Source organism: Saccharopolyspora sp. NPDC050642 (genome assembly GCF_040654735.1).
In the GTDB taxonomy this organism is placed as follows: Bacteria; Actinomycetota; Actinomycetes; order Mycobacteriales; family Pseudonocardiaceae; genus Saccharopolyspora; species Saccharopolyspora elongata.
The window spans coordinates 75039-87999 of record NZ_JBFAIN010000023.1 but is presented as its reverse complement, the minus strand read 5'-3'; the positions used below and the strand labels follow the sequence as shown (position 1 = coordinate 87999).

Here is a 12961-nt window from a genome sequence, read left to right as displayed (position 1 = left end):
GCGTGTTCATCGCACCGGGGCGCCCGGACCCAGCGGCACGCCGAGCGCCCACCACGCGATGAAGAACAGGGTCCAGCTGACCAGCACCGCGAAGGAGATCGGGATGGTCAGCGACATGAGCGTGCCGATCCCGGCCTCCTTGCGGTGCCGCTGCAGGAGGCCGAGCGCCATCGCGAAGTACGGGCTCATCGGGCTGATCAGGTTCGTCGCCGAGTCCGCGATCCGGTACACCGCCTGCGTCGTCTCCGGCGACACGTTGAGCAGCATGAACATCGGCACCAGGATCGGGCCGACCAGCGCCCACTGCGCCGAGCCGCTGGTGATCACCAGGTTGATGCAGGTGACCAGCGCGATTAGGCCGAGGAACAGGACGAGCGGGTGCACGTTCGCCGCCTGCAGCAGCGCCGCGCCGTGGATGGCGATGATCTCGCCGATGTGCGTCCACTTGAAGTAGGCCAGGAACTGGGAGGCGGCGAAGAACAGCACCACCACGGGCGCCAGGTCGACCACGCCCTTGGCCATCGCGCCGGGGATCTCGGCGGCGCGGCCGATCGATCCGGTGCTGCGGCCGTAGACCGCGCCGGTGAGCAGGAAGGCGAAGCCCAGGACGTAGGCGACCCCGGTGATGATCGGCGAGCCGAGGACGTCGCCGTCCTCGCCGCGGAACGGCGAGCCGCTGGGCACCAGCACCGCCACCAGCACCGCGACGAGGGCCAGCAGGGTCAGCCCGGCGTTGCGCAGGCCCCGGCGCTCGGCGGCGGTCAGCCGCATCTCGCCGAGCTGCTGGTCCGGGGCGCCGTCGCCGTCGGTGGTCATCCCGGCGGTGCGCTTGGTGAGCACGAGCTCCGTGATCAGGGTGATCACGAACGCGAGGAAGATCGCCGAGCCGATCGAGAAGTAGTAGTTGGCCAGCGGCGTGACGGTGTAGTTCGGGTCGATGAGGTGGGCGGCGGTGGTGGTCAGCCCGGCCAGGATCGCGTCGGTGGGTGTCAGCAGCAGCGAGGCGTTGTAGCCGGCCGAGATCGAACCGAACGCCACCACCAGGCCGAGGACCGGGCTCCGGCCGACGGCCTTGAACACCATCGCGCCCAGCGGGATCAGCACCACGTAGGCGGCGTCGGAGGCCACGCTGCCGCTGATCCCGACCAGCGCCACGACGAAGGTCAGGTACTTGGCCGGGACGCGGGTGACGCTGCCGCGCAGCATCGCGCTGAGCAGGCCGCTGTGCTCGGCGACGGAAACGCCCAGCATCACCACGATGATCAGCGCCAGCGGCGGGAAGGCCGCGAAGTTGTCGACCGCGTCGCCGATGATCGCCTGCACGCCTTCGGCCGACAGCAGGCTCTTCACCTGGATCGTCTTGCCGTCCACGGGGGACACCGCGGAGACGCCGATGGCGCTGAGCACCGCGCTGAGCGCGATGACGAGGCCAGCCATCATGGTGAACAGCCAGAACGGGTGCGGCAGCTTGTTCCCCAGGCGTTCGACGCCCTGCAGGAAGCGCAGCAGCAAGGACATCGAGCGCGTGCTCCGCGCGTCCCCGGTGGTGGTCACCTTGCAGCTCCTAACCCGGTGCGGTCGATCACGTCGTTGCTCCGATAGGGCGACATTCAAATCGGACATGACGTGAACTGTCAATAGTGGCGATCGAGATGGTGCATCTATTCATCCAACGGGAACATGTGGGATTAGTATCGACGATGTGGGCGGAGATGCCGTGCTGGACGAGCTCGATCTGAACCTGGTCGCCGCGTTGCAGGAGGCGCCTAGGGCGCCCATCAACGCGCTGGCCGAGGCGCTGGGCAGTTCCCCCAGCACCGTCGGGCGGCGATTGCAGCGCCTGCACGGCGACCGCCTGTTGCGCGTGATCGGGCAGCTCGACTGGCGGCTGTTCTCCGACACCCATCCCCGGCACGTCTGGATCACCACCGAGGCCGGGCAGCTGCAGAACGTCGCCCACCGCGTCGCCGAACTCCCCGAAGCGCAGTACGTCGCCATGACGACCGGGCGAGCGGACGTGTACTGCACGGTCCACCCGGCGCGCCGGGACGCGGTGAAGGACCTGCTGACGCGGCGCATCCCGGGCCTGGCCGGGGTGGTCGCCACGCAGTCGGACCTGGTGCTGCGGCCCTTCGGGCGGGCCGACGCGTGGCGGGTGCGCCAGCTCGACGACGACCAGCGCGCCGTGCTCGCCCCGCACCGCATCGAGCAGCCCGAAGGGCCTGCGGCCCAAGGGTTTTCCGAGCACGAGCGCCGGGCGGCCCGGTTGCTGCACGCCGACGCGCGGCTGACGTCCAGCGAGCTGGCGCGCGACCTGGGCGTCAGCCAGTCCACCGCGCACCGGCTGATCGCCGGGTTGCTGGAGCGGCAGGTCGTCCGGCCGCGCGTCGAGGTGGAGCCCGCCCTGCTGGGCTTCCACCTGGAGGTGGTGCTCTCGCTGACCACCGAACCGGGCTCCACCGACGAGGTCGGGCGGGCCCTGGGCGGCCATCCCTCCGCCCGCTACGTGTCGATGGTCGCGGGCAACGCGACGGTCATCCACCAGGGCGTCTTCCGGGACGAGGAGCACCTGGCGGACTTCCTCTCCGGCGACCTGGCGCAACTGCGGGGCATCCGGTCCGTCGAGGTCTCGGTCGTCCTGGACGTCCTGCGCCGCTACTGGATCGGCCGGGACCGCAACCGCCTCGGCGAGGCCCGCCTGCCCACCGACGGCTGACCTCCCGGGCGGCGCCGCCGATCGGGGGCGCCGGTCACACGGTTTCGAAGGTCGCCATCATGCCCATGTCCTCGTGCTCCGCGTTGTGGCAGTGGAAGACGTAGCGGCCCCGGTAGCCGTCGAAGCGGGCGATGACCTCCACCGCCTCGCCCGGGCCCAGGTCGACGGTGTCCTTCCAGCCGCCGTCCAGCGGGCCGGGCGCGCGGCCGCCGCGGGAGAGGACCTGGAAGTTCACCAGGTGCAGGTGGATCGGGTGGTGCAGGTCGGTGACGAAGCGCCAGATCTCCACGTCGCCGAGCCGCGGCCGGGCCGCCACGTAGCCGGTGTCGAACGGGCGGCCGCCGATCAGCCAGCCGTGCCGGTCGCCGTGCCGCCCGCTGCGGAAGGAGAAATCCCTCGTCACCACGGCCTGTTCGCGGCGCAGCGGCTCCACTTCGGACAGTCGTGCCGGGATGGCGGTGTCGTCGCGTTCCCGCCGCGCCACGCGGAACCGCATCACCTGCGCCGTCGAGCCGGCGCCCAGCCGGTTGACGAGGGTGACCTCGGTGCCGACCGGGTAGCGCCCGAAGTCGACGATCGCGTCGACGCGTTCGGCGGACGCGAGCGTGATGCTGCCGTGCTCGCGCGGGGATTCGAGCAGGCCGCCGTCGGATCCGATCTGCACGAACGCCGGGCCGTCCGGGGGCGGCGGGTCCAGCGCGAGTTCGTAGCGGCGGGCGTTGGAGGCGTTGAGCAGGCGCAGCCGGTGCCGCGTCGCCGACACCTCGTGGACCGGCCACGGCACGCCGTTGACCAGGATGACGTCGCCGAGCACGCCGGCCAGGTAGGGGTCGGTCACGCCGGGCACCCGGGTCAGCGACGGGTCGAGCGACGGGTAGTCGAAGGAGCCGTCCGCGGCGAACGCCCGGTCGGTGATCAGCAACGGGATCTCGCGCTCGCCGCGCGGCAGCGGGAGGGCGTCCTCCTCGTCGTCGCGCACGATGTGCAACCCGGCCAGCCCGCGGTACACCGCCGGGCCGGTGAAGTCCATCCGGTGGTCGTGGTACCAGAGCAGCGCCGCGCGCTGGTCGAGCGGGAACGTGTAGTCGCGCGTGCCTTCGGTGATCACGGCCGCCGGGTCGTGCATCGAGTGGTGGCCGCCGGACCAGCCCCGGGCGGGCAGGATCAGGTCGGTGGGGTAGCCGTCGGACTCCGGCGGGGTGTGCCCGCCGTGCAGGTGCACGACGGTCGGCACCGGAAGGTCGTTGCGGTGCCGGACGATCGCGGGGCGACCGCGCCGGGATTCGATGGTCGGGCCGGGGAAGATGCCTTCGTAGCCCCAGATCGGCGTGCGCACGCCGGGCAGGATCTCCGCCGCCGCCTCCCGGGCGGTGATCTCGTAGTGATCGGCTTTCCCGTCCCGCGCAACGGGTTCGAGCACCGGCGGCAGGCGCAGCGGCAGCTGGAACGGGGCGGGCGGCCGGATGGCGCTGCGCAGGATCGCGCCGGTCGAGGTGCGCTGCGCCAGCAGCTGGGGGCCGCCCAGCCCGGCGGCCAGCACCAGCCCGGCGCCGCCGGTGAGGCCGAGGAACCGGCGGCGTCCCAACCGGCCGCTCATCGGGTCACCTTCGGAAGGCCCAGGGTGCTCGGCCGCAGGAGCGCGATCAGCGAGGTGACGGTCAGGACGATCAGCGCGACGCCCAGCGGGAAGTGCAGGTCGAGCGCGCCGTTCAGGCCGGCGAAGTACTGGACCGTTTCGCCGAGGACGATCAGCAGGGCCACCGCGCTCGGCCAGCGCGCGCCGCGCAGCGCCCACAGCACGATCGCGGCGACCAGCTGCACCAGGGCGAGGTAGAAGACGACGTCGGCGCCGACGGCGTGGTTGTGCAGCATGTCGTAGTCGCCGCTGAGGAAAACGCCCGCGAACACCGGTTGCCCGAAGATGGCCACCGCGTGGGCCGCCGCGACGAGGCGGAGCGCGAACAACGCCGGACGGGTCCGGTCTCGGGCAGGTGCGGCCGGTTCGGCCGAAGTGGACGGTCCCATCGCGTTCTTCCTGAATGGTCGGGATTCTCGGAGCGATTGCGACGTTAATGGCGTTCTTCGATGCCTTCCAAGGCCAATTTCGCTATGTACTCATGTCCCATGAGGCATGATGATCTGATGGACCTGCTGCCGCTGCGCTACTTCCAGGCCGTCGCGCGCCACGAACACATCAGCCGGGCCGCGGTGGAGCTGCGGGTCTCCCAGCCGTCGCTGAGCCGCACCATCGCGCGGCTGGAGACCGAGCTCGGCGTCCCGCTGTTCGACCGGCAGGGGCGCCACATCAGGCTGAACCGCTTCGGCGCGGCGTTCCTGCGGAGGGTCGACCGGGCGCTGGGGGAGCTCGACGACGGCAGGCAGGAGCTCGCCGACGCGGCCGGGCTGGCGCACGGCAGCATCGTGGTCGCCTCCGAAACGATGTACACGGTCGTCTCCGCGCTGGTCGGCTTCCGCGCCGAGCACCCGGGCGTCGACGTGCGGCTCTACCAGGCGCCGGCGGAGGTGATGCTGCAACGGCTGCGCCACGGCGAGGTGGACCTCTGCCTGTCGTCGCAGCCGGTGGACGACCCGGCGCTGGAGGTGGCCGAGGTGCTGCGCGAGGAGGTGCTGCTCGCGGTCCCGGCCGGACACCGCTTGGCGTCCCGGGAGAGCGTCGGCATCGAGGAACTCGCGGGCGAGCCGTTCATCACCACCGACCACGGCTACTGGCCGCGAGTGCTGGCGGAGCGGTTGTTCGCCGCCGCGGGGCAACAGCTGTCGATCGCCTGCGAGGGCAACGAACCGGGCGGGACGGCATTCCTGATCAGCATGGGGCTCGGCGTCGGCTTCGTCCCGGAGATGGCCGGCCACCACGACGTGGCGCCGCTGGCGCTCCTGCGCGTCGATTCGCCCGATTGCCACCGCACCCTGTCGTTCGTGTGGCGCCGGGATGCCTACCTCTCCGCGGCCGCGCGGCGGTTCCGGGAGCACGTCACCGACGCAATCCGCAGCGAAGCGGCGAGGTGACGAATCGGTCGAAGAACGCTTTCCGCCACGGGTGTTGCGCCGTTCGGCGGCGGCGGCGCGCGGCCGAACGCGCATAGCTGAGCGGGCTCTCAGATCGGTGTGACAGCCGGACGTGAAAGGAGTTCACTGGATTTCAGGGTCAACGATTGCCTAGTACGAAGGAATCCGATGTCCACCACCGAGGCGCACACCGATCTTCCCGTCTTCGACCACGAGTTCGTGCAGAACCTGCACGCCCGGTACGACAAGCTGCGGGTCACCACCCCGGTGCAGCGGATGGTCACCAGGGACGGCTTGGAAGTCTGGGTGATCACCCGCTACGACGACGCACGCGCCGCGTTGGCGGACTCCCGGCTCAGCAAGGACGTCACCCGGCTCAAGCTGGTGATCAACGAGAAGCTGCCGCCGGAGGCAGCCCGCCGGGAGTTCGCCAGCGAAATGGCCGAGCACATGCTCAACATGGACCCGCCGGACCACACCCGGCTGCGCAAGCTGGTGGTCAAGGCGTTCACCGCGCGCCGGGTGGAGGCCATGCGCCCGCGCGTCGAGGAGATCAGCGCGGGACTGCTGGACGCGATGGCCGATGAGTCCGAAGTGGACCTGCTGGACGCGTTCGCGTTCCCGCTGCCGATGCAGGTGATCTCCGAGCTGCTCGGAGTGGATGAGACCCGCCGGGACGACTTCCGGGCCTGGACCAACACCCTGGTGGACGCCTCGGACCACGAGTCGGCCAAGCAGGCCGCCGAGGCGATGGCCAAGTACCTGATCGAGCTCATCGAGATCAAGCGCCGCGAACCGGCCGACGACCTGCTCACCGGGCTCATCGAGGCCACCGAGGACGAGGATCGGCTCAGCAAGCATGAACTGATCTCGATGGTGTTCCTGCTGCTGCTCGCCGGGCACGAGACGACGGTGAACCTGATCGGCAACGGCGTACTGGCGTTGCTGCGCAACCCCGATCAGTGGGCGGCGCTGGTGGCGGATCCGGGGCTGGTGCCCGCCGCCGTCGAGGAGATGCTGCGCTTCGACGGCCCGGTGATCCACGGGACGTTCCGGCACACTGCCGAGGCGGTCGAGGTCGGCGGCGTGGAGATCCCGGCGGGCGAGATCGTCTGGGTGGGGCTGGCCTCGGCGAACAACGACCCGGAGCGCTTCGCCGAGCCGGAGCGCTTCGACATCGAGCGCGACGCGCACGGCCACCTGGCCTTCGGCCACGGCATCCACTTCTGCCTGGGCGCGCAGCTGGCCCGCCTGGAGGCGCAGATCGCGATCCGGCACCTCGTCGAGCGCTTCCCGAACCTCCGGCCGGTCGGCTCGGTGGAGGATGCCCAGTGGCGCTTCAGCAGCCTGATCCACGGCCTCCGCAGCCTCCCGGTCCACCCCGGAACCCGCTGATCCGAGATGGGTGGGCCGCAGTTTCAATTGAAACTGCGGCCCACCGGCTGAAATCGGACTTCCAGTTTCAATTGAAACTGCGACCACACGCGGTGGAGGTGCCGGTCCGAGGTTGAGGGTCCGCAATTTCAATGGAAATTGGACATTCGATTTCAATGGAAATTGCGGTCACGCGGGCGTGGGACGATCTCCTCCTCGAGGAGGAGGTTCCGGGCCGGGTGGCGCGGCTACCTTGGTCCGATGCGGATCTCGTGGCCGGGCCGACCGCTGGTGGCCGACGGCGTGGTGGCGGTGCTCGTCCTCGCATTGGCCGGCGGCACGTCGCTGACCGCCGTGCGCGGCGCCGATCCGCTGCTGTCGGCGGCGCTCCTCGCGGTTTCGGTCTGGCTCTCCGCGAGCCTGGCCTTCCGCCGGGTGCGGCCGACCGGGGCGTTCGTTGCGGGCTCGGTCGCGATGATGGTGCTGGTCGCGCTGCCGGACATCCCCGGCGACGTCTCGCCGGTGCTGCTGCCGTTCTCGCTGATTTACCCGGTGCTGCTGTACTCGGTCGTCGCGTACGCCGAGCGGTCCGCGCTGCCGGTGCTGTGCGGCTTGCTCGGCGCCGCGATCGTCGTGGCGCGGGTGCTTTTCGGCTACCCGGAGCCCGCGATCGACTGGCCCGCCGTCGTCGGCCTGGGGGCCGGGGCGGTCGGATCGGTGCTCGCGGCCTGGGCGCTCGGCCGGTACCGGCGGATCAGGGTCGCTTACGTGCGCTCGCTGGAAGAGCGCGCGGCGCAGGCGGAGCTGCTGCGCGAGCAGCAGGTGCGCGACGCCATCGCCGCCGAGCGCCGGCTGATCGCCCGGGAGATCCACGACGTGGCCGCGCATTCGCTGGCCGTCGTGCTCGCCCAGGCCGACACCGCGCGGCTGGTCTTCGACCGCGATCCGGAGAAGGCGCGGGCGATGATCGGCACGGCGGTGGAGGTCGGCCGGGAGGCGATGGGGGAGATGCGCAGCATGCTCGGCGTGCTGCGCGCCGGCGACGAGAGCATCGAGACCGGCGGCGATCTCGCCGAGCTGGTCGAGAAGTTCCGCGGCACGGGCGCCGACGTCGAGCTGGTCGGCACCGGCACCCCGCGCGAGATCAGCACCGCGCAGCGCCACGCCGTCTACCGGATCGTCCAGGAATCGGTCACCAACGCCCTCAAGCACGTCGGATCCGGGGTCTCCTGCCGGGTCGCCCTGGACTGGGGCGCGGACCGGCTCGTGGTGGCGGTGTCGGACGACGGGCCGGGCACCGCGGCCGATCTCACCGCGCGCGGCGGCTATGGCATCGTCGGCATGGCCGAACGGATGCGGCAGATCGGAGGCGATTTCGTGGTGCGCAGCGAGCCCGGTGCCGGGACCGAGGTCCGGGCCGAGTTCGGGTATTCCGCGCGATGACGATCCGAGTCGTCGTCGCCGACGACCAGCAGCTCATCCGGTCCGCGCTGACCACCGTGATCGGCCTGCACGACGACCTGGAGTGCGTGGCCGAGGCGTCGACGGGCCGGGAGGCCGTCGAGGCGTGCCGGGCCCGCCGGGTGGACGTGGTGCTGATGGACATCCGGATGCCCGGCCTGGACGGCATCGCCGCGACCGGGCTGATCACCGGCGAGGTGCCCGGCACCCGCGTGCTGGTCCTGACCACGTTCGACCTCGACGAGAACCTGTTCGCCGCGCTGCGGGCCGGCGCCAGCGGATTCCTCACCAAGGACACGCCGGGCGAGGACGTCGTCGAAGCGGTCCGGACGGTCCACAAGGGACATTCGATCGTCTCGCCCCGCGCGACCGGGAGCCTGCTGGAACTCGCCCGCCGCGCGGCGCCCCGGCACCGCCCGGAGTGGGAGGCGCTGACCGCCCGGGAACGCGACGTGCTCATCTCGCTGGCGCGCGGCTCGTCCAACGCCGAGATCGGCGCCGAGCTGCACCTGGCGGAGACGACGGTGAAGACCCACGTCGGCGCGATCCTGCGCAAGCTCGCGGTCCGCGACCGCCTGCACGCGGTGATCTGGGCCTACGAGAACGGCGTGGTGTGACCGCGCCTCCTCCCTGAGGAGGAGGAAGTCGGGTCGTCGCGGAGGAGGTCCGCGAGGGGTGCTCCCGGCGAACATCGGGGCATGACAAGCGAAAGACACCGCTTCCCGGTCTACCTGGCCGGAATCACCGGACTGGCCCTGATCGCGATCTCGCTGCTGTGCTGGGCGACCGGAAACCCCAACCCGCTCGCCGTGGCGGATGACAGCTTCGGGCGATCGCTGCTGTTCCTGCCGCAACCCGCCGCGCACCTGGTGCTGGCCGCGGTAGGCGCGCTCACCCTCGTCGCGGCGGTGCGGGGGCGCAGCCGGATCGCCGGGGTGGCCGCGGTCGGCGCGCTGGCCCTGCTGCTGGACTCCGGCGTGCTGGCCGCCATCGGATACCTGCCGTTCATGGCGTTCTCGGCCCTGACCGGGCACTCCGACAGGCTCGGCATCTACCTCTCGCCGTCGCTGCTGGTGCAGGTCGGGATCGCCGCTGCCGCCGCGAGCCTGCTGTGGGTGCTGGTGAGCCGGGCAACGGAGAACGCCGCAGCTCAGGACCCGGAGCGGGCGGCCGCGCGGACCCGGCGATGGACCAAGATCGCCATGGAGGCGCCGCTGGTCTACGCCGCCACGCGGGTGCTGATGGCGCTGCAGGTGCCGGGCTTCGACCTGCCGATGGATCGCGACGCGGTGCTGGCCGGGCTCGGCCTGGCCCTGGCGGCGACCGGCGGCGCGGCGCTCACCTGGGGGCTGATCCGGCCCTGGGGCGAGCGCTTCCCGCGCTGGATCCCCGGTGCCGCCGGGCGGCCGGTCCCGGTCGACCTGGCCGTCGTGCCCGCGCTGACCGTGTCCGTGCTCGTGCTCGCGGCGTCCAAAGTGATCCTGACGATGCTGTTCGCCGAAACCGGGTTCGGCCTCGAACACGTGCTGGTCTGGCTGCCGATGTTCCTCTGGCCGCTGTGGTCGATCGCCCTGGCGCTGGCGGCGGTGAACTACAAGATCCGCCGCAGCACCGGTCAGCGCAGCGCGATGATGGTGTAGGGACCGACCTCGCGCTTGGCGAAGGCGGGCGAGTCGAACACCGCCGGGTCGAAGTAGACGTCGTAGTCCCGGACGTTCGGCAGCTGCGGGAAGGCGTCGCCCTTCAGCTGCAGCACCAGCTTGCCCGCCTCGTCATCCGGGAGCTCCACTGTGGAGTAGGGGCTCGCCGGGTTGGTCAGGACGAAGACGTTGGGCGTCTTGAACCGGCTGTCGCGCAGCATGCCGAGGAACTCGTCGGCGGTCTTCGCGGTCGTCCACCGGTGGATCTCGGCGGCCCGCTCCTGGTAGTCCGCCAGCGGGTTGGCGTAGTGCGGCGTCTCCTGCTGGAAACCCCAGTAGGGCTTGAAGGACATCAGCTTGTAGTCGGTCGTGAGCAGCACGTTGTGCTCCGGCTTGCGGCCGGTCAGCTCGGCGATCGCGGCGATCTCGGCGGGGGTCCACGAGCCGAGCTCCTGCGGATCGCGCTGCCCCATCGCGTTGTCGCCGGTGGGGTAGTAGTCCGCGTAGGCGCGTTCGACGGACGGCTGCAGCGCCAGCCCGATCGCGCCCTGGTTGATGGTGATCGCGCCGAGCAGCCCGAGCGCGGTGGCGACCATGCTGATCCGCAGCGCGTACCGGGCGTCCAGCTTGTGCCGCAGGTAGCCGACGAGTTCCAGCAGGCCGAAGACGCCCGCGACGGCCAGCGTCACGTCCAGGATCACGTTGAGCCGGAACGCCAGCAGCGTGGTCTTGGCGATCAGCGCCACCGTCGACAGCACGAACCAGCCGTAGACGGCGAGGACGGTGGTCAGCATCGCGGCGGCGACCTCGCTGCGGCGGCACCGCAGCAGCAGCCACACCAGCCCGGCCAGGCACAGCATCCCGAACGCGGTGCTCTCCAGCATCGGCACCGGCAGGAACGCGCCGTCCTCGGGCAGGTAGTGCTGCGCCGCGCTGCGCGGGTTGGCCAGCAGGAAGTTCGTGGACAGCAGGTACGGCAACCAGACCAGCAGCGCGATGACGAGGCTGACGATGCCGATCGGCAGCAGCCGCAGGAACAGCTGCCGCACCGTCGGCCACAGCCGCTGCCCCTGGTGCACCCGGAACGCGCCGATGAGCACCGCCATCAGCACGACCATCAGGACCGCGAACGCGAAGTGCAGGGTGTAGGTGATCGCCGCGAAACCGACGTAGCCGCCGATGCAGACGAGCGCCCACCGCGGAGCGCGCTCCTGGCGGCGCAGCGCGTGCCAGGCCAGCACCGCGACCGGCGCCAGCCACGCCGCCGACGGCCACGCGTAGGGCTCCTCGATGCCGTGCAGCATGCCAGCGAGCGCCGTCACCACCGCCGCGAGCAGCGCGAGCCGGCGGCGCACCACGACGCTCCACAGCGTGAAGGCGACGACGGTGGTCACCGCCACCCAGGCCAGCGCGTAGGGCTTGTACGCCGCCCAGCCCTCCCAGCCGATGAGGTTGGCGAACCGGCCGCCCAGCCAGAACCAGCCGCCCGGGTAGTAGGGGGAGGTGTCGGCGTAGTTGAGGTCGGCCAGGCCCGGGGTGGTGGCCATCCGGGTCATGTACTGCAGGCGGAATCCGTTGTCCACGGAGGACCCGCCGTAGTAGAACCTGGTGGCCTGCAACGGGATCGCGAGCGCGAACGTGCTGAACGCGCTCAGCGCCACCCAGGTGCCGAACACCCGCGCCCACCACGGCGAACGGCGATGCCCGAACGCCAGCAGCAGGAACAGCACTGCCAGCACCAGCGCGCTGCTGACGGCCGCGAGGGCCTCCGGCGCGAAGCTGGGCTCGCTGATGCTCAACCTGGCGATGGCGAACTGCAGCACCAGGCTCACCACAGCCGCCACGAACGCGCCCAGCAGCAGCTCGACGACGGTGCTGCGCAGCGGCAGCCGGACGGCCGAATTTCGGCGAGGTTCGTCGATCGGGCTCGGTCCGGTCAACAGCGGACTCGGCAGGATTCCCGCCACTTCGCGCGTCCTTAGGCGTAGCTGACATGGGGGCTCGCGCAGAATAGTTGATGTGCGCCCTGCGCCCCGCCATCGGGTGATGCTGGCAGGGCGCGGCGGAACGCTAGGGTGACGCAGCAGAACGGTCGTGATAGCCGCTAGGAGGAGGTCGGCGGGTGGCGGACAGCCCGGTGGAGTCCGGCGGCACGCGCGCCGTCCCGGAGCGGATCGAGCCCAGGGCCGATGCCGCGGCGGAAGTGCCGGTGCCGCGACTGGCCCCGCCGGTGCCGCCCGTGGTGGTCAAGGCCGACCTGCTGCCCGCGGTGAGCGCGGTGTCGCTGATCGCGCTGCTGGGCCTGCCGATCGGCTGGGTGTGGTCGCGGCTGGCGCCGCCGCAGGAGAGCGTGCTCGGCGAGCGGGGAAGGCTGACCCCGCTGCTGGTGGAGGGCTACCACGACTTCGACGCGATCGCGATCTTCGCCCTGCTCGCCTTCGCCGCCGGGCTGATGACCGCCGCGGTGCTGTGGCTGCTGCGCGGGCGCCGCGGCCCGGTGCTGCTCGTCGCCGGTGTGCTCGGCGCGCTGATCGCGTCGTGGCTGGGCGTGCAGATGGGCACCTCGTTCGCCGCGGGCCTCCACGCGATGCCGCCGAACGCGGAGCTGGGCGACCTGATCACGGTGGCCCCGCAGGTCGCCAGCGGCTGGGTGCTGCTGTTCCAGCCGATGGGCGTCGCGCTCGGCTACGGCCTCGCCGCCTCCTGGAACGGCCTCGACGACCTCGGCCGCCGGCTGCGCTGA

General features: G+C 71.2%; 11 protein-coding genes. 7 read left to right on the top strand and 4 right to left on the bottom strand.

Annotation, left to right across the window (positions count from 1 at the left end):
* Window positions 1-6: 6 nt before the first annotated feature.
* On the bottom strand, window positions 7-1518 hold the full coding sequence (locus AB0H93_RS29030) for an AbgT family transporter (RefSeq protein ID WP_358576601.1): 1512 nt from the start codon (window positions 1516-1518) through the stop codon (window positions 7-9).
* Window positions 1519-1702: 184 nt separating this feature from the next.
* Here AB0H93_RS29030 and AB0H93_RS29025 point away from each other — a divergent pair, with 184 nt between their 5' ends.
* Entirely contained in the window at window positions 1703-2716 is a 1014-nt protein-coding gene (locus AB0H93_RS29025) for an Lrp/AsnC family transcriptional regulator (RefSeq protein WP_358576557.1), read from the top strand.
* 34 nt (window positions 2717-2750) lie between these two features.
* On the opposite strand, the gene AB0H93_RS29020 is transcribed toward AB0H93_RS29025, so the two are convergent.
* Window positions 2751-4313, bottom strand: coding sequence for a multicopper oxidase domain-containing protein (locus tag AB0H93_RS29020; RefSeq protein ID WP_358576555.1), 1563 nt, complete (start codon window positions 4311-4313; stop codon window positions 2751-2753).
* Window positions 4310-4741 carry a hypothetical protein gene (locus AB0H93_RS29015; protein ID WP_358576553.1) on the bottom strand — a complete coding sequence of 144 codons (432 nt, stop codon included), beginning with the start codon at window positions 4739-4741 and terminating at the stop codon, window positions 4310-4312. The genes AB0H93_RS29020 and AB0H93_RS29015 overlap by 4 nt, the downstream gene beginning before the upstream one ends.
* Before the next feature lie 99 nt (window positions 4742-4840).
* On the opposite strand from AB0H93_RS29015, the gene AB0H93_RS29010 reads away from it, so the two are divergent.
* From AB0H93_RS29010 to AB0H93_RS28990, 5 genes are all read left to right on the top strand, one after another.
* A complete protein-coding gene (locus tag AB0H93_RS29010) occupies window positions 4841-5743 on the top strand; it encodes a LysR substrate-binding domain-containing protein (RefSeq protein ID WP_358576552.1) in 903 nt (300 codons plus the stop codon).
* Window positions 5744-5911: 168 nt separating this feature from the next.
* On the top strand, window positions 5912-7138 hold the full coding sequence (locus AB0H93_RS29005; RefSeq protein ID WP_358576551.1) for a cytochrome P450: 1227 nt from the start codon (window positions 5912-5914) through the stop codon (window positions 7136-7138).
* A 240-nt stretch (window positions 7139-7378) separates the two neighbouring features.
* The gene (locus AB0H93_RS29000) at window positions 7379-8560 is read left to right on the top strand and encodes a sensor histidine kinase (protein ID WP_358576550.1); all 1182 of its coding nucleotides are present in this window, start codon (window positions 7379-7381) and stop codon (window positions 8558-8560) included.
* A complete protein-coding gene (locus AB0H93_RS28995) occupies window positions 8557-9195 on the top strand; it encodes a response regulator transcription factor (RefSeq protein ID WP_358576549.1) in 639 nt (212 codons plus the stop codon). Before AB0H93_RS29000 ends, AB0H93_RS28995 begins: the two co-directional genes overlap by 4 nt.
* An 81-nt stretch (window positions 9196-9276) precedes the next feature.
* Entirely contained in the window at window positions 9277-10218 is a 942-nt protein-coding gene (locus tag AB0H93_RS28990; RefSeq protein WP_358576548.1) for a hypothetical protein, read from the top strand.
* Here AB0H93_RS28990 and AB0H93_RS28985 read toward each other — a convergent pair.
* Entirely contained in the window at window positions 10194-12185 is a 1992-nt protein-coding gene (locus tag AB0H93_RS28985; protein WP_358576547.1) for an arabinofuranosyltransferase, read from the bottom strand. The two genes, AB0H93_RS28990 and AB0H93_RS28985, sit on opposite strands and share 25 nt — an antisense overlap.
* A gap of 155 nt (window positions 12186-12340) precedes the next feature.
* On the opposite strand from AB0H93_RS28985, the gene AB0H93_RS28980 reads away from it, so the two are divergent.
* Window positions 12341-12961: a DUF2567 domain-containing protein gene (locus tag AB0H93_RS28980; RefSeq protein ID WP_358576545.1), complete on the top strand. Its 621-nt coding sequence runs from the start codon at window positions 12341-12343 to the stop codon at window positions 12959-12961.